This is a genomic window from Kitasatospora sp. McL0602, from assembly GCF_052076145.1.
Lineage (GTDB): Bacteria > Actinomycetota > Actinomycetes > Streptomycetales > Streptomycetaceae > Kitasatospora.
Genome location: NZ_CP197246.1, coordinates 7,312,742 through 7,328,943, shown reverse-complemented (window position 1 = coordinate 7,328,943; position 16,202 = coordinate 7,312,742). Strand labels below are relative to the sequence as shown.

At 69.7% G+C, this 16,202-nt stretch carries 16 protein-coding genes and 1 pseudogene; 3 read left to right on the top strand and 14 right to left on the bottom strand.

What is annotated here, in order from left to right:
• Positions 1–4 precede the first annotated feature (4 nt).
• The 12 genes from ACR68M_RS33095 to ACR68M_RS33040 form a co-directional block, all read right to left on the bottom strand.
• The gene (locus ACR68M_RS33095; protein ID WP_441247839.1) at positions 5–1,444 is read right to left on the bottom strand and encodes a cytochrome P450; all 1,440 of its coding nucleotides are present in this window, start codon (positions 1,442–1,444) and stop codon (positions 5–7) included.
• 69 nt (positions 1,445–1,513) lie between these two features.
• Positions 1,514–2,131 carry a GTP-binding protein gene (locus tag ACR68M_RS33090; protein ID WP_441247838.1) on the bottom strand — a complete coding sequence of 206 codons (618 nt, stop codon included), beginning with the start codon at positions 2,129–2,131 and terminating at the stop codon, positions 1,514–1,516.
• Positions 2,112–2,465 carry a DUF742 domain-containing protein gene (locus ACR68M_RS33085; protein WP_441247837.1) on the bottom strand — a complete coding sequence of 118 codons (354 nt, stop codon included), beginning with the start codon at positions 2,463–2,465 and terminating at the stop codon, positions 2,112–2,114. Before ACR68M_RS33085 ends, ACR68M_RS33090 begins: the two co-directional genes overlap by 20 nt.
• Positions 2,462–2,848 carry a roadblock/LC7 domain-containing protein gene (locus tag ACR68M_RS33080; protein WP_441251784.1) on the bottom strand — a complete coding sequence of 129 codons (387 nt, stop codon included), beginning with the start codon at positions 2,846–2,848 and terminating at the stop codon, positions 2,462–2,464. The genes ACR68M_RS33085 and ACR68M_RS33080 overlap by 4 nt, the downstream gene beginning before the upstream one ends.
• A gap of 17 nt (positions 2,849–2,865) precedes the next feature.
• Positions 2,866–4,413: a sensor histidine kinase gene (locus tag ACR68M_RS33075; RefSeq protein ID WP_441247836.1), complete on the bottom strand. Its 1,548-nt coding sequence runs from the start codon at positions 4,411–4,413 to the stop codon at positions 2,866–2,868.
• A gap of 257 nt (positions 4,414–4,670) precedes the next feature.
• Positions 4,671–5,873 carry an MFS transporter gene (locus ACR68M_RS33070; protein ID WP_441247835.1) on the bottom strand — a complete coding sequence of 401 codons (1,203 nt, stop codon included), beginning with the start codon at positions 5,871–5,873 and terminating at the stop codon, positions 4,671–4,673.
• Positions 5,874–6,002: 129 nt separating this feature from the next.
• Positions 6,003–6,719, bottom strand: coding sequence for a flavodoxin family protein (locus ACR68M_RS33065; protein WP_441247834.1), 717 nt, complete (start codon positions 6,717–6,719; stop codon positions 6,003–6,005).
• Between the two features lie 438 nt (positions 6,720–7,157).
• The gene (locus tag ACR68M_RS33060; protein ID WP_441247833.1) at positions 7,158–8,168 is read right to left on the bottom strand and encodes an ABC transporter ATP-binding protein; all 1,011 of its coding nucleotides are present in this window, start codon (positions 8,166–8,168) and stop codon (positions 7,158–7,160) included.
• On the bottom strand, positions 8,161–9,219 hold the full coding sequence (locus ACR68M_RS33055; RefSeq protein ID WP_441247832.1) for an ABC transporter ATP-binding protein: 1,059 nt from the start codon (positions 9,217–9,219) through the stop codon (positions 8,161–8,163). Before ACR68M_RS33055 ends, ACR68M_RS33060 begins: the two co-directional genes overlap by 8 nt.
• Positions 9,220–9,268: 49 nt before the next feature.
• Positions 9,269–10,180 (bottom strand): ABC transporter permease, encoded by a 912-nt coding sequence (locus ACR68M_RS33050; RefSeq protein WP_441247831.1) that lies wholly within the window; start codon positions 10,178–10,180, stop codon positions 9,269–9,271.
• 12 nt (positions 10,181–10,192) lie between these two features.
• Entirely contained in the window at positions 10,193–11,122 is a 930-nt protein-coding gene (locus tag ACR68M_RS33045) for an ABC transporter permease (protein ID WP_441247830.1), read from the bottom strand.
• Between the two features lie 353 nt (positions 11,123–11,475).
• Entirely contained in the window at positions 11,476–13,140 is a 1,665-nt protein-coding gene (locus tag ACR68M_RS33040; RefSeq protein ID WP_441247829.1) for a peptide ABC transporter substrate-binding protein, read from the bottom strand.
• Between the two features lie 681 nt (positions 13,141–13,821).
• On the opposite strand from ACR68M_RS33040, the gene ACR68M_RS33035 reads away from it, so the two are divergent.
• Positions 13,822–14,301: a hypothetical protein gene (locus ACR68M_RS33035; protein ID WP_441247828.1), complete on the top strand. Its 480-nt coding sequence runs from the start codon at positions 13,822–13,824 to the stop codon at positions 14,299–14,301.
• On the opposite strand, the pseudogene ACR68M_RS33030 reads toward ACR68M_RS33035, so the two are convergent.
• Positions 14,301–14,486: pseudogene (locus ACR68M_RS33030) on the bottom strand (flavodoxin family protein); the annotation flags it as partial. The gene ACR68M_RS33035 and the pseudogene ACR68M_RS33030 sit on opposite strands and share 1 nt — an antisense overlap.
• A gap of 209 nt (positions 14,487–14,695) precedes the next feature.
• Between ACR68M_RS33030 and ACR68M_RS33025 the strand changes: the two are divergent.
• Together ACR68M_RS33025 and ACR68M_RS33020 are read left to right on the top strand one after the other, a co-directional pair.
• A complete protein-coding gene (locus ACR68M_RS33025) occupies positions 14,696–15,184 on the top strand; it encodes a glutathione peroxidase (protein WP_441247827.1) in 489 nt (162 codons plus the stop codon).
• Positions 15,185–15,215: 31 nt separating this feature from the next.
• Positions 15,216–15,896 carry a pyridoxine/pyridoxamine 5'-phosphate oxidase gene (locus tag ACR68M_RS33020; RefSeq protein ID WP_441247826.1) on the top strand — a complete coding sequence of 227 codons (681 nt, stop codon included), beginning with the start codon at positions 15,216–15,218 and terminating at the stop codon, positions 15,894–15,896.
• 33 nt (positions 15,897–15,929) lie between these two features.
• Here ACR68M_RS33020 and ACR68M_RS33015 read toward each other — a convergent pair whose 3' ends face one another.
• On the bottom strand, positions 15,930–16,172 hold the full coding sequence (locus tag ACR68M_RS33015; protein WP_441247825.1) for a hypothetical protein: 243 nt from the start codon (positions 16,170–16,172) through the stop codon (positions 15,930–15,932).
• Positions 16,173–16,202: the final 30 nt, after the last annotated feature.

Below are 16,202 nucleotides of genomic sequence, written 5' to 3'. Positions count from 1 at the left end.
CAGGTCAGCGGCGGAGCCAACCGGCCAGTGCGGTCCACCAGCTGCGGCGCTGCCGGGGGACGGTGGCAGCGACGGGCTCGGCGGGCGGTGGTGCGGGGGTGGCGGCCGGGCCGTACGGGGGCTCCGGCTCGGGGTTCGTCCGTGGGGTGAAGCGCACCGGCAGCTCCACCAGGTGCCGGGAGATCCAGGCCGATGTCCAGCTCAACTCGTCCTCGGGAACGGCGAGATGGAGGTCGGGCAGCCGGGTCAGCAGGATGTCGATGCTGGTCTCCGCGATGGCCCGGCCGATGTCCTGGCCGGGGCACTCGTGCGGGCCGCTGCCGAAGGCGAGGTGGGAGCGGTTGCCGTGCAACGGCTTCGCCAGGTCGGGGCGGACGGCCGGGTCGACGTTGCCGGCCGCGAGGCCGAGCAGCAGCATGTCGCCGGTCCTGATCTGCTTGCCGCCGAGTTCGGTGTCGCCGGTGGCCCAGCGCCCCGCGACCAGTGACATCGGTGCGGAGTCCCAGAGCACCTGGTCCAGGGCGTCGGGCAGGGTCATGTGGCCGCCGGACAGGTGGGCGCGGAAGCGGTGGTCGGTGAGGACCATCTTCAGGGTGTCCGCGATCAGGTTGACGGTCGTCTCGTTCGCCGCGAGCAGCACCACCCGCAGGTGCTCCAGCACCTCGTCGTCGGTGAGCCCGGCCTCGTGCTGCATCAGCCAGGAGACCAGATCGGCGCCGGGCTCGACCCGCTTGCGTTCCATCATCCGGCGCAGCGTCGCCACCACGTAGTCGTTGCTCGCGACGGCGGTCTCGGTGCCCTTCATCAGATCGCGAGCGGCGTTGACGAGTTGGGGCCCGTACTCCTCGGGCATTCCGACCACCTGGGTCATCACCAGCATCGGAAGGTGCTCGGCGAACTGGGCCACCAGCTCGGCCTGGCCGGTGGGGCCGAACTCCTGGATCAGCTGATCGGTGAAGCGGGTGACGTAGCGGCGGATACCGCGCCGGTCGAAGCGGTTGAGACTGTCGGTGACGGCTCCGCGCAGGCGCCTGTGCTCCTCACCGTCCGCGAACACGCAGAGCGGCTGCCAGGCGATGACCGGCATGAGCGGGGAGTCGGGGGTGACCAGACCCTCCTGGAACGCGGACCAGCGGCGGGAGTCCCGGGAGAACCGGGAGGGCGTACGCATGGCAGTGAGATTCGCGGAGTGACCGAGGATCAGCCAGGCCGGGAGGTCTCCGTGGAGCAGCACGGGTGCCACCTCGCCGTGCTCGGCGCGTAGCTTCTCGTAGAGGCCCGCCGGGTCGGGCTCCGCCTCCGGGCCGTAGAGCCGCCGAAGGCCGACGGCGTCGAGGCCGGGTGAGCCGGGCCCCTGATCGCTGCGCCGGTGCGTGCCGAGCCCGTGGGCGGGGCAGCCGGGCGGCGGGGTGGGTGAGGCGTCGTCAGGGTACGGGGCGGTCACGGTGTCTCCGGGGTGGTCGTCGGGAGAGAGGGAGAGCGGCGGATCACTGGGACGGTGCACTCGGCCGGTTCACTGCGCGGCGGGGGTCGAGAGCCGGTACAGGTAGCGCATCAGGGCCATCAGGACGTCCCGGCTGGACTCGCGGGTCCGGGCGTCACAGGTGACGATCGGCACCTCGGGCGGCAGGTCCAGGGCGGCGCGCAGTTCCTCGGTCGGGTAGGTCGGCGATTCGGGGAAGGTGTTGGCCGCGACGACGAAGGGCACGCCGCGTTCCTCCAGCCGCCCGATGACGTCGAAGCTCACTTCGAGCCGACGGGTGTCGACCAGCACGACCGCGCCGAGGGCCCCCTCGAACAGGCCGCTCCAGAGGAACCAGAACCGTTGCTGCCCGGGGGTGCCGAACACGTACAGCACCAGTTGGTCGCTGATGCTGATCCGGCCGAAGTCCATCGCGACCGTGGTGGAGGTCTTGCGTTCGATCCCGGCGATGTCGTCGACGCCGGCTCCGGCCTGCGTCATCGTCTCCTCGGTGGTCAGTGGGCGGATCTCGCTCACCGAGCCGACCAGGGTCGTCTTGCCGACACCGAAGCCGCCCACGATCACGACCTTGACCGCCATGGCGGCCGAGTCCGGGAGCAGGTCCGCCTGCTGCGGTCCCACCATCGGCTCAGAGCTTCTGAAGTCCACTGATCACCGCCTCCAAGAGGGCACGGTCGGGAAGTAACGCCTTCGGAACGGCGGCGCGGGCCTCGATCCGGCCTTCGGCGAGGAGGTCCGCCAGCAACACGGTGATCACGCTCACCGGCAGCCGTAGGTAGGCGGAGATCTCGGCCACGGACAGCGGAGAATCACAGATCCGCAGGATCGCCGCGAGTTCCGGCTGCATCGATGGTGCGGGTTCCGAGCGGGAGACGATGAGGGTGACCAGGCCGAAGGTGTCCCGCTCGGAACTGCGACCGCGCGTGATCACGTAGAGACGTTCCGGGCTGTCCTCGCCCCAGCCTTGGTCGGCTGCGCTCACGCGACCTGCCCGCCACTGCGCGGAGGAGTGCTGAGGTGCTCGCCGATTCTGGCCACCAGGTCCCGCATCCGCTGGCCGATCAGCCCGGCGTCGACGCCCTCGTCGGCGAGTACCGCGAGGTAGGCGTGGCTGCCGGCCGCCATCAGGTAGAAGAAGCCGCCGCCCATCTCGATCACCACCAGCCGCATCCGGGTGTCACTGTGCGGGAACTCCTGCCCCACCGCGGCGGCCAGGCTCTGCAGGCCGGCGCAGGCGGCGGCGAGCCGGTCGGCGGTGTCGGTGTCGGTGCCGAACTGGGCCATCCGCAGGCCGTCGGCGGAGAGCACGACGACGTGGCGGGTGTGCGGGACGCTCTCCGCCAGCTCCTTGAGCATCCAGTCCATGTTGGTCCGCTGCTGAATCACTGCTCGCCCTTCCCGGCCGACTGTTCGTTGGTGTGGCCGACCGCAGCTGTGGACGGCGCGTGGCCGTTCACCCCCTCGGTGAACGCAGCCAGCCACATACCGGGCTGGACCGGCGCCGGGGCCGGCTCGGGGGCCTGGGCAGGACTCGGAGCCCTGGGCGGCTCGGGAGCCTCCACCCGGTACGGGGTGGCGTGGCGGCGCCGCTGCGGCAGGCCGTTCGGGGTCCGCTCGCTCACCACCGGGGCCTCATCGTCCGCCGCAACCGCCGTTGCCGGGCTCGGGAACGAGGTCGCGGAGTACGCGGGCACCGCCCCCGACCTCCAGGGTTGAGCGCCGGCCGGTGGCGAGGCGTCGGCTCGGGCGGACCGGGGGCCGGAGGCGATCCCGATGCCGTGGGCCAGGCCGGTGGCGGGCGCGGTCGTGATGAGTTCCTGCGGCACGATCAGCACTGCCCGGACGCCGCCGTAGGCGGAGGGCCGCAGCGAGACCTGGAAGCCGTACGCCCGCGCGAGCCGGCCGACCACGGCGAGGCCGAGGCGGGGGGTCTCGCCGAGGTCGTTGAGGTCGATGCCCGCCTGGGCGTCCTTGAGCATCCGCTCGGCGCGGGCCCGGCCCTCCTCGCTCAGACTGAGGCCGCCGTCCTCGATCTCGATGGCGATGCCGGTCTGCACCTCGACGGCGGTCAGGTGGACCCGGGTCTGCGGTGGGGAGTAGCGGGTGGCGTTGTCGAGCAGTTCGGCCAGCGCGTGGATCAGCGGCTCGGCGGCGGGGCCGACGACGGCGACCTCCGAGACCGGGTGCAGTTCGACCCGCCGGTAGTCCAGAATCCGGGACATGCCGCCGCGCAGCACGCTGTAGAGCGGCACCGCGCGGCTCCACTGGCGGCCGGGGCGGGCACCGCCGAGGACGGCGATCGAGTCGGCGAGGCGGCCGACGAGCGCGTTGCCGTGGTCCAGGCGGAGCAGGTCGTCGAAGACGGCGGGGTCGTTGCCGTGCCGGTCCTCCATCTCGCGCAGGTCCTGGGCCTGGCGGTGGACGATCGCCTGCACCCGGCGGGCGATGTTCACGAAGGCCCGCTGGGCGGACTCGCGCATCCCCTCCTCGTTCTCGACGGCCTCCAGCACGGTGCGCAGCACGTCCTGGCGGGCGGCCCGGTACGCCGGCCCGAGGACGCCGTCGTGGGACTCGTACGCCTTCAGCACGTCCTGGATGAACTCACCGCGCTGGAGCCGGTCGACCGCCTCGGGCAGCGCGGTCCTGGCCAGTTGGACGGTCGCCTCCTCCTGCCTGGTCAGCTGACGGCGCAGCGCCCGGTCCTGCTGCGCACTCTGCTCGCGCAGCGCCACCAGTGCCTGCCCCCGTTGCACCGCCACGGCGGCCACCGCCAGGGTGCTCACGACACCGCACCAGGCGAGTCCCACCCAGGCGCCGGCCGTGGCCAGCACTGCCGCGGCGACCGCGGTCACGACCGTGGGCAGGAGCCATCCGAGAACTGGAACGGAGGGCCGACCTCCGGGTGACGATCCATCACGAAGCATCAGCATCCTCAAACGATCGAAGTACGGAAGGGCGGACAGGTACTGCGGCCGGCCGATGTCGTTCTGATGCAGCCTCAGCAGTGCTGTGTTGTCGGCACCTTGGGTGGTGCTGGCCCCCGATTTTCGTCGCAACCGGCATATGGCATGGGCATCCCGGGTCCCGTTCACTCATGAGAAGGCAACCCCGGGGAACCCCCGCGTGGTGCGGCGATTCGTGGTAGGTCGAAGGCCGTCGGCGCTGCGGAAGGCCGCGCCCCGATCGCTCAGCCGCCGGCCTGGTTGCGGTGCAGCAGGTAGGCGCCGGCGGCGGCCGCCAGTACGCTCATGCAGGCGGTGAAGACGAGGCCGGCGTGGGCGAGGCCGAGTGGTCCGCTGAGCAGCCCGACGCCGATGACCGGGATCGAGATGCCGAAGTAGGCGACCACGAAGAGCGCGGAGAGGGCGCCGCCGCGACGTTCGGCGGGAGCGGCGTCGGTGACCTCGCCCACCGCACCGCGCAGGCCCATGCCCTGGCCCGCGCCGCCGACGAGGGCGCTGAGCACCAGCGGTGGCAGGGCGGTCCACGCGAGCGCGGCGGCGAGCAGGGCCAGTCCGGCGATCAGGACCAGGCAGCCCAGCGGGACGGCCCGCGCAGTGCCGAGCCGGGGCACCAGGAGCTGGCCGAGGGTCGAGGCGAAGAAGGCCGCGAAGACGATGAGACCGACGACCGCGTGACTGTGGACGCCCAGGCTCCCGGCGAGGAACGCCGGACTGACCGAGGTGAGGACACCCAGCAGGGAGAACCCGGCGAAGGCGGCGATCCCCGCCGGGACGAACACACCCCGCACCTCGGGTGGCAGGGCGGGCCGCTGCGGGCGGGCGGTGCGTAGCGGGCGGGGCCCGGGGACCGTCTCCGGCAGGTACCAGGTGACGGCGAACGATGCGGTGAGCAGGAGCAGGTGCACGACGAAGGGCAGGACGAGGGGGCCGGGTGCGTACTCGGCGAGCAGGCCGGACAGCAGCGGTCCGCAACCCAGGCCGCCCATGTTGGCGGCGATCGCGACGAAGCCGGCACGGGCCCGGTGCCGGGGTGGGGCGAGCTCCAGGACGTACGCGGTGGCGGTGCCGGTGAAGAGCCCTGCGGACAGCCCCGACAGCAGGCGGCCCAGGCAGAGCAGCGGCAGGCCCTGCTCGGCGAGGAAGGCGACGGCGCTGCCGGCCGCGAGAGCCAGCCCGCAGAGCAGCACGGGTCGGCGTCCGACGGAGTCGGAGACACTGCCGACGAGCAGGAGGACACCGATCACGCCGAAGGCGTAGATGGCGAAGACGACGGTCAACGTCAGTTCGGAGAAGCCGATCTCCTCCTGGTACAGGCCGTAGAGCGGGGTGGGCAGGGTGGTGCCCGCCATGCAGACGGCGAAGGCGGCGGCAGCCCCGAGGTAGCCCGGGTGCCCTGTGGCAGGACGACCGGTCCGGCGATCCGTCATCCGGCCACGGTAGAGGACCGGCCCGGTGGGCCCGGCCAGGCAGGGCCGGAAGCCTACCGAACGGCTGTACAGTCCGTGTCCTGCTCCGCCACGCTGTCATCCGGATTCTGACGGATCAACAGGGGTTGCTCAGCGGTGCTCGGGGTTCTCGAAGTCGAAGCGGCAGCCGGCATCCCACTCCGAGCGCTGGTTGCCGTGGGCGGGGATGCCGCCGGCGTCCTTCAGCATCCGGGCCAGGTGCAGCTGGTTCCAGGTCATGAAGGTGGTGTTGCGGTTGGTGAAGTCGTTCTCCGGACCGCCGGATCCGGGGTCGAGGTAGGACGGTCCCGGGCCGGCCGGGCCGACCCAGCCCGCGTCGGCCTGCGGCGGGATCACGTACCCGAGGTGCTGGAGGCTGTAGAGGACGTTCATCGCGCAGTGCTTCGCACCGTCCTCGTTGCCGGTGATCAGGCAGCCGCCGACCCGGCCGTAATAGGCGTACTGACCACGCTCGTTGAGGATCGACGAACAGGCGTACAGCCGCTCGATCACCGTCTTCATGACTGACGAGTTGTCTCCCAGCCACACGGGCCCGGCCAAGGTGAGAATGTCCGCGGCCATCACCTGCGAGTAGATGACCGGCCACTCGTCGGTCTCCCATCCGTGCTCCGTCATGTCCGGCCACACACCTGTCGCGATGTCGAGATCCACAGCCCGCAGCACGTCGACCGCTACGCCCTGGCGCTCCATGATCCCGGTGCTGATGTCGATCAGCCCCTGCGTGTGGCTTCGCTCCGGCGAGCGCTTGAGGGTGCAGTTGATCACCAGGGCACGGAGATCACGGTAGGAGGAGTCGGCGTCGGTCATCGATGCGTCCCTTGCGAACGAGTGGGCGGTGGGCGGCGCAACACGCCCGGCTGCCGACGTCGATACGGCCCCGGGTTGGTCCGGCCGAAAATCCCGTCCACTGTCTCGCCTCGTTGAGCGGAATGACCGAACGCCACGCCAACGGCAGTAAGGTCGCCTCCCTATCACCCTCATGGCCTGCAGCGATGACAGAGGTCAAGGGTGCCGATGGCAGAGCACCGAGGTCGTTCAGCACCTCGAAGTCCTGGCCGAGTCCAGCCGGCCCTACCACGGCAGCCGGCTCCGCTGCTCCTCGGTGGCAGCGGCCCCGACGCCCACGCCGTCGAGGACGTGATGCGCAGAGTTGCCGACGCGACGGCGTCCGCTGCGTCTCCTTCCGCCAACTCACCGAATGACTCGCCGCCCAGGCGGTCCAGGCGACTTGTGGGCCACGTCCGCTCAGGCATGGCCCCGCTCTGCCGCGAAGTGGCAAGCCGAGCGGTGCAGCGCCTCCCCCGCCATCCCCTCGGGGTTGGCGAGCAGGGGTTCCTCCTCACCGCACCGCGTCTGGGCCTTCCAGCATCGCGTACGGAACCGGCAGCCGGACGGCGGGTTGGCGGGAGAGGGGAGTTCGCCGGAGAGGATGATCCGCTGCCGGTCCTCCCGTCCGGTCGGGTCCGGGACGGGGACGGCGGACAGCAGGGCCTGGGTGTAGGGGTGGGTCGGGTGCTCGTAGATCTGTTCCTCGGTGCCGATCTCGACCATCTTGCCGAGGTACATCACGCCGACCCGGTCGGAGATGTGCCGCACGATCGAGAGGTCGTGCGCGATGAAGACGTAACTGAGGTTGAACTCGCTCTGCAGCTGATCCAGCAGGTTGATCACCTGGGCCTGGACCGAGACGTCCAACGCGGAGACCGGCTCGTCGCAGATGATGATCTCCGGTCTGAGCGCCAACCCCCGGGCGATGCCGATGCGTTGGCGCTGCCCGCCGGAGAACTGGTGCGGATAGCGGTTGATGTACTCGGGGTTGAGACCGACCACCTCCAGCAGGTCCTGAACCGCCTTGCGACGACTCCCCTTCGGCGCCACCTCCGGGTGGATCTCGAACGGTTCGCCGATGATGTCGCCGACCGTCATCCGGGGGTTGAGCGAGGTGTAAGGGTCCTGGAAGACCAGCTGAATGTTGCGGCGCACCGCTTTGAGCGCCTTGCCGCTCATGCAGGTGATGTCCTGGCCCTTGTAGTGCACCTGCCCGGCGGTCGCCCGCTCCAGGTTCATCAGGACCTTGGCGACGGTGGACTTCCCGCAGCCCGACTCGCCGACGATGCCGAGCGTCTCGCCCTTGTGCAGTTCGAAGGAGATCCCGTCGACCGCCTGCACCGCGCCGATCCGGCGCTTGAGGACGATGCCCTGAGTCAGCGGGAAGTGCTTGACCAGGCCGTCGACCTTCAGAATGGGCTCAGCCACTGTGGGTCTCCTTCCAGAAATGGCAGGCGCTGTGCCGACCGGGCAAGTCGTTGCCGTCCTCGTCCAACACCCGCTGGAGCAGCGGGAGTTCGTCCCGGCATCGATCGGTGGCCTGCTCGCAGCGCGGGTTGAACGCGCAGCCAGCAGGGATCTGCAGCAGGCTCGGCGGCAGCCCCTTGATGGCGTACAGGTCCTGGCCGCGCTGGTCGAGCCGGGGGATCGAGCGGAGCAGGCCCTTGGTGTACGGGTGCGCGGGCCGGGCGTACAGCTCGTACACCGGGGCGGTCTCGACGATCCGTCCGGCATACATCACGGCGATCTTGTCCGCGACGTCCGCGACCACGCCGAGGTCGTGGGTGATCAGGATCAGACCCATCCGGTACTCGGACTGCAACTCTGCCAACAGGTCCATCACCTGGGCCTGGACGGTGACGTCGAGCGCCGTGGTGGGCTCGTCCGCGATGATCAGGTCCGGCCCGAGGGCGAGCGCCATGGCGATCATGATGCGCTGGCGCATGCCGCCGGAGAACTGATGCGGGTAGTCACCCACACGCTGCCTGGCCGCCGGGATCCGGACCCGGTCCATCAGCTCGACCGCCTTGGCGAGGGAGTCCCGCTTCGACATCCCCTCGTGCACGCGGAAGACCTCGCCAAGCTGCCAACCCACCGAGAAGACCGGGTTGAGCGCGGAGAGCGCGTCCTGGAAGATCATGGCGATCTTCCGGCCCCGGACGGACCGGCGCTGCTCCTCCGGCATGGTGAGCAGGTCCTCTCCCCGGTAGAGCACCCGGCCGCCGGTGATCCGCCCCGGCGGGGTGTCCAGGATGCCCATGATGGCCTGCGCGGTGACCGACTTCCCCGAGCCGGACTCACCGAGCACCGCCAGCGTCTCACCCGCGTCGACGCTGTAGCTGACCCCGTTGACGGCCCTGGCGATGCCGTCTCGAGTCTTGAACTCCACCTGCAGGCCGTCGACTTCGAGCAGCGGCCGCTCATCCCGACCTGACGGGCGCAGCTCGACAACCGAACCGTTCTGCACTGACTTGCTCATCGCCCGCCCTCTTCCGCCGTCGCTGCCACAACCGTCAACTCCATCCCGGTCACCGGAGCTTGGGGTCGAGGGCGTCGCGCACCCCGTCGCCGACGAAGATGAAGCCGAGCGTGGTCAGCACCACCGCGAGCGAGGGGAGCATCCACATGTAGTCGTCCACGCCGATGAACCCGCGCCCGGCCGCGAGCATGTTGCCCCACTCCGGCACCTCGGGACTCACGCCGACGCCGAGGAAGGACAGCGAGGCCTCCGCGACGACCGCCGTGCCGACGTTGAAGGTGCCGTAGATGATCACCGGGGCGATCGAGTTCGGCAGGATGTGCCGGACGATCACCCGCAGGTGCCCGGCCCCGAGCGCCCGCGCCGCGTGCACGTAGTCCATCTCCCGGGCGGAGAGCACCGAACTGCGCAGCAGGCGCGCGACGGTGGCCCAGCCGAAGACCGCGAGCGAGAGCACCACCGGCCAGATGCCACGGCCGGTCACGGTGATGATGATGATCGCGCCGATCAGCAGCGGGAAGGCGAAGAAGATGTCCGCACCCCGCATCACCACGGTGTCGTAGAACCGACCGAAGTACCCGGCCACCGCGCCGAGCGCGATGCCGATGATCAGGGTCAGCAGGATGGACACCAGGCCGACGATCACCGCGATCCGAGTCCCGTAGACGACCCGGGAGAGCTGGTCACGCCCCAGCGCGTCGGTGCCGAACAGGTGCGCACCGCTGGGGGGTTCGATCGTGTGCATGAGGTCCTGCTTGAGCGGGTCGTACGGTGCTATCCAGGGCGCGAAGGCCGCCGTCACCAGCAGGGCGACCACCAGGACCAGACCGAGCAGCGCCAGCCGGTTGGCGGCGAAGCGGTGCCAGACCTCCTGCCACTCCCGGACCACACGGATCGCGGGCTCGCCGGAGGCTTCCGTACTTCCCGTGCGGTGCCGCGCAGTTGTCGTCTCATCAGTCATGTCTGCGCGCCCTCAGCTCAGCCGGATTCGGGGGTCGAGCATCGCGTACATCAGGTCGACCACCAGGTTGAGCACCACGAAGATGCCGACACCCCAGGTGGCCACCCCGACCACGATCGGATTGTTCTGCTGCTGGATCGCGGTGGACATCGCCATCCCGACGCCGTCCCAGTTGAAGATGGTCTCGGTGATGATGGCGCCGCCCAGCAGGCCGCCGAACGAGATTCCGATGTAAGTGACCACCGGGATCACCGAGTTGCGTAGTACATGCTTGAGCAGCACCTGCCTGCGCGGCACGCCCTTGGCGATGGCGGTCTTCACGTAGTCGGCCCGCAGGACCTCCAGCATCGTTCCGCGCATCAACCGGGCGACGAGCGCCGCGTCGATGATGGCCAGCGTGATCGCGGGCAGGATCACCTGCACCGGATCACTCGCGTCGCCGATCACCGGCACCCATTTGAGCTGCACGGCAAAGAGGTTGAGCAGCAGCATCCCGATCACGAAGGTCGGGAAGCCGACCAGGATGGTGGTGACGAGCGTGACGGCGGTGTCCCAGATCGAGTACCGCCGCAGGGCCGCGAGCGCACCGACCCCCGCGCCGATCAGGACATCGAAGACGATCGCCGCGACGGCCAGCTTGGAGGTGTTGACCAGTTTCGGGCCGAGGATCTCGGAGACCGGGCGGCGCTGGATGTAGTCCTCACCCATGTCGCCCTGGACGAGATGCCCGATGTACGTGACGTACTGCACGGCCAGCGGCTTGTCGAGCCCGTAGTGCTCGCGCAACTGCTTGACCACGGCGGGGTCGCGGGCGCGCTCACTGCCGGCCAGCGAGCCGACCGGGTCGCCCGGGATGACGAACAGACAGGCGAAGAGGATCAACGTTGCGCCGAGGAGCACGACAATCATCTGGCCGAGCCTTCGCAGCAGGTACCTTCCCATCTCTCTCCTTGCTTGGGTATCCCCGGCTTCAGCCGGGGAGGAAAAAGCATCTTTGTGCCCGGAGCCGCAAAGCGGCGTAGTACGGCTCCGCATCTACTTCGGTAGCGGTCAGGGCTTGGCCGTCATGAGGGTCTTCGGACCCAAGTGAGAAGCCCCTTCGTTCACGAGGGGGAGGAGTCACGGTTGTGCCCTCTCTGTGGGTCACGACAGAGTGGCGTCGTCCGCCCCGGCCACGCCGCCGTTTCCGTGGTCGCCCCGGGGGCGACCGGCCCTGCCTGGTCGAGGCAGGGCCGGCAGCGAGGTTGCGTCTGGGGGCCAACCAACCGGCAGACTGAGCCAGTTGCAAAGGCGCGCTATCTCTGCGAGACCGTCGCCAGGGTCGGGTTCTCGCTGAAGTCGTAGCTCAGGTTGGCCCACTTCTCGTTGTTGGCGACGCGTTGCTGGCTGCGGTTCCAGAGCGGGATGAGCGCCAGGTCGTCGCCGATCGCGATCTTCTCGGCCTGCTGGTAGAGCTTGGTGCGCGCGGCCAGGTCCTTGGTGGCGGTGGCCTGGTGGAGCAGCGCGTCGAAGGCCGGGTTGCTGTAGCGGCCTCGGTTGTCACCCTGGACCTTGTGGGTGGCCGGGTCCTCACCGATCGAGCTGGCGGCCAGCAGCGGGTTCAGGAAGTTGCCGGGGGTCGGGTAGTCGGCGCCCCAGGCAGCCCGGTAGATCCCGGTGGCGTCCGGGGTCTTCTCCTTGTCCAGGAGCTGCGAGAACGGAATGCCGTCGATCTGCACGTCGAGGCCGAGTACGTCCTTGAGCTGCGCCGCCACGGCCTGCACCCAGGCCTCGTGCCCGCCACCGGTGTTGTAGCCGAAGTAGAGCTTGGTGCCCGGGGTCAGCCCGGCCTGGGCGGCGAGCTGCTTGGCCTTGTCCTTGTCCTGCTTGCCACAGCTGGCGCAGACCCCCTTCTGGTAGGCGCCGGTGAAGACCGGTGGCACCAGCGAGTCGGCCGAGGTGCGGAAGCCCTTGAAGACACCCTTCGCGATGGCGTCGCGGTCGATCGCGTAGGAGATCGCCTCTCGCGCCTCCTTGCTCTTCATCGGGCCGTTGAAGACCATCGGCAGCAGGTAGTTCATGCCGTTGGCGTCCCACTGGTACCAGTCACCCTTGGGGTTGTACGTCGCCTTGGCCGCCGTCAGCTGCTCGGTGGGCATCCGGGCCCAGTCGAACTGGCCCGCCTGGAAGCCCTGGTACTCCAACTGGTCGGCGTTGGCCGCGTTGAGGATGGAGATCTCGATCCGATCCAGGTGGGCCTTGGTCAGACCGTAGCTGTCGTTGCGGACCAGCGTGATCTTGCTGTTGTGCTGCCAGGAGCCCTCCATCTTGAACGGGCCGTTGCCGATCGGCTGGTCGTTGTACGCCTTGTTGGAGGCCGCGCCCGCCACCTCCGGCACCGGGCTGAACACTGTGTGGAACGTCCGGACGTCGAACTCGCAGTCAGGGATGGCCATCTTGACCACCAGAGTGGTGGCGTCGGGCGCCGAGAGACCCCGGAACGTGGTGGCGGTGCCCGTGTTGAGCTCCTTGAACCCGTCGATCTCACCCAGGTGGTAGGCCACGTCGGAGGCCGAGACCTTGGCCGCCGCCCGGGTCCAGCCTCGGATGAAGGCCGCCGCGTCCACCGGATCGCCGTTGCTGAAGGTGGTGCCACCCTTGATCTTGAACGTCCACTGCGAGCAGTCGTCGTTCGGCGTGCGGCTCTCCGCCAACGCGTTGGAGATCTTGCCGTCGGCGGAGACGCTGGTGAGCCCGGTGAACAGGTTCTGGGTGACGAGGGTACCCTCGGACTCCTGGGTGTTGTACGGGTCGATGGCCGTGGGCTCGACGATGCCCAGCCGGAACGTTCCGCCGTCCTTGGCGGCCGCGCTGAGGTTGGGCTTGGTGCCGTGGCCGGCACTGCCGCTGCTGCAGGCGGACACGGCCAGGGCGGTGGCCGCTGCCACCGCCGTCCACTGCAGAGCCTTGGTGAGCTTCATTCAGCTGCCTCTCGATTCGGGGCGTGGGAACGAAGTGGCAACCCCGCAGTCCGGCGTTCCGGGCACACAGGGATGGCAACGTCAGGGCACACCCGCAGAGTTGGCGTTGTGGCCACTGGCCCGCGCAGAGCCACTATCGATCCGTCGACCCCTCCCGTGGAATCACCTGGTTCATCTCTTTTCAGTTACGCGCGTCGGCCGACCGGGACAATGCTTGCCAAATTCCGGCATTCCGGCCGCGGAATTCGACAATCCATTTCCCCGATATCAGATGATCACTTTCGCAGGATCGGCATTCGCCCGGCGAAACCTGCAGCTGGAACTGGTTCCCCGATCGTTACTCGGAGAATTGTCACTGCTCAAACAATATGCCGGCCCAGAGGTGGGGTGATGGGGCCTTCACCCTGACTGGTGGACACGCTGATACTGGATCTGCTTGATCCGGAGGAAGCGAGAACACCGCCGATGGCGATGAAGGACTGCGACCAGGACGACGTGTCAATGATCTGCAAGTCCTTGGCGCACCGCTGAGGCACACACCCCAATTCAGCAACCCCGGACGGCCCTGCACGGCCGACTGCACCAATAGCCGGTTCGGGCAGGCCCGGTGACCTCCGAGGCTGGGGCGGCAAGGCCGGCAGGGTGACGCCGAGCTGTGATCAGCGGGTCCAGGGGGTTGGGGTGGAGTACCGCGCGCTCGTCGTGGGGGTCGAGGGGAAGGCCACAGACCCGGCCGCCGGCCACGCCGACGAACCCGCCGACGACGGACGACTCAGCCTCGCCGTGCACCAGGTGCTGCGCGGCTTCGCCGACGGCCGGTTGCCGCTGGACGGGACCTGGGAGTACCTGCCGATCGAGCGCTTCTGCCGCGAAGTGGCCGGGCGGGTCGCGCAGTTAGGTGCGGGCAAGGCCCAGCAGCAGGTGCCGCTGCCGCTGGCCGCGCTCGGCCGCGAGCTGACCGGCCTGCTGCTGGACGCCCTGGACGAGGCCGAACGCCCCGCCCCTGACACTCGTCCGCAAAGGGTTACCGGGCCTGGCGACCCTCGTCCCGGCACACCCCTCGAACCGTCACGGCGTGCAGTGGGCGAGCACCAGAGTGTTCCCCCAACCCAGACCGGCCCCGCCAGGACGAGGATGTCGGCGGCGATCACCTTCGATTAGATGACCGGCCGCTCGTCGGTCTCCCAGCCGTGCTCGGTCATGTCGGGCCAGACGCCCGTCGCGATGTCGATGTCCGCCGCCCGCAAGACCTCGACCGCCACTCCTTGGCACTCCATGATGCCGGTGCTGAGGTCGATCAGCCCCTGGGTGTGGCTGCGTTCGGGTGAGCGCTCGAGGGTGCAGTTGTCACCAGGGCGCTCAGGTCTGGTGGGACGCGGGGGTTTCCGGCATGTCGGGCTCCTCCTGTGAGGTGAGGTCCGTCGTCCAGCTCATCAGGGGCTGGGGGGCGCTGCCTCCTGGGCTGGGCCGCCGGGCTGGGAACACCCGGGGGCTCGCCGCCGTTGTGGGGCTCGGTGACACCCACCGCCCGACTCCTTCCGAAGGGGAACCCTCCGTGAGCCTGTACGACATCCCGCTCCGCACCCTGAGCGGCGAGCCCGCCTCGCTGGCCGACCACAAGGGCAAGGCCCTGCTGATCGTCAACGTCGCGTCGAAGTGCGGCCTGACGCCGCAGTACGCGGGCCTGGAGCGCCTGCAGCAGCAGTACGCCGATCGCGGCTTCACCGTGCTGGGCTTCCCCTGCAACCAGTTCATGGGCCAGGAGCCGGGCAGCTCGGAGGAGATCCAGACCTTCTGCTCGACCACGTACGGCGTCTCCTTCCCGCTGTTCGAGAAGATCGACGTGAACGGTGACGACCGTCACCCGCTCTACGCGGCGCTGACCGAGACCGCCGACGCCGAGGGCGCGGCGGGCGACGTGCAGTGGAACTTCGAAAAGTTTGTCATTCGTGCCGACGGGACGGTCGCCGGTCGCTTCCGCCCCGGCACCGAGCCGGAGGCCCCCGAGCTGGTCGCCGCCATCGAGACGCTGCTGGCCGCCTGAACCGGTGGGCCGGCCCGGTAGCATCCGGGCCATGACCGACACTCCGAGTGAGCTGGCCGAGCTCCGGCAGCTGCTGCGTACCCGTCCGCCGATGGCGCGTGAGCTGCCGGGCTTCGACACCGGCACGGCGCCGGAGGACCCGGCCGCGCTGCACGTGAGCTGGCTGCTGGAGGCGCTCCGGGCCGGGGTGCCGGACGCTCAGGTGGTGACGGTCGGGACGGTGGACGGCGAAGGGCGGCCGGATGCTCGGGTGCTCACGCTGCGTGACATCGAGCCGGGGCGTGGGGTGTGGGCATTCCACGCCGATGCCCGCAGCCCGAAGGGGCGCCAGCTCGCGGCCCGGCCGTGGGCGGCGCTGACCTCGTACTGGCCCGCGCTCGGCCGCCAGGTGCGGCTGCGCGGGCCGGTCGAGTGGTCTGATCTCTCGGGGGCCGCACCGGGCGACCGCGCGCTGAGCCCGGCCGGGCAGCTGGCGACGCTGGTCGGCCGACAGAGCCTGCCGCTCACCGGCGACGGGGAGTACGGGCAGGCGTGGCGGGCGGCGGAGCAGGCACAGCGGGCGGGCTCCACCGAGGCTCCCGGCCACACCCGCTACTCGGTGGTCGCCGAGGAGGTCGAGTTCTGGCAGGGCGACGCGGGCCGGCGACACGTCCGGCTCGCCTACCGCCGCGAGAACGGCGGAACCTGGCGGCGGACGCTGCTCTGGCCCTGACAGCTCACTGACGCCATGTCGGCTGGTGGCGGCTCAGGCCTCGCCGGGGTGCCAGGCGGGCCACTCCCAGGGGCGGTCGGCCCAGTGCACCGCGACGGGGTCGTGCGGGTCGACGTCGGGGAAGAGCTGCTTGATCCGGGGTTCCAACTCCTCGGGGGCCAGCGGCTCCCAGCCGGTACCCCGGAAGTGGACGAGCCGGTACCGGCTGTCGGTGCGGTACTCGGCGATCTCGACGGGAGGCTTGGTCCCGGGCTTGCTCTCAGCGGTGGTGTCCATGGTTCTCAGCATGTGGCGCGCGCTTCGGGG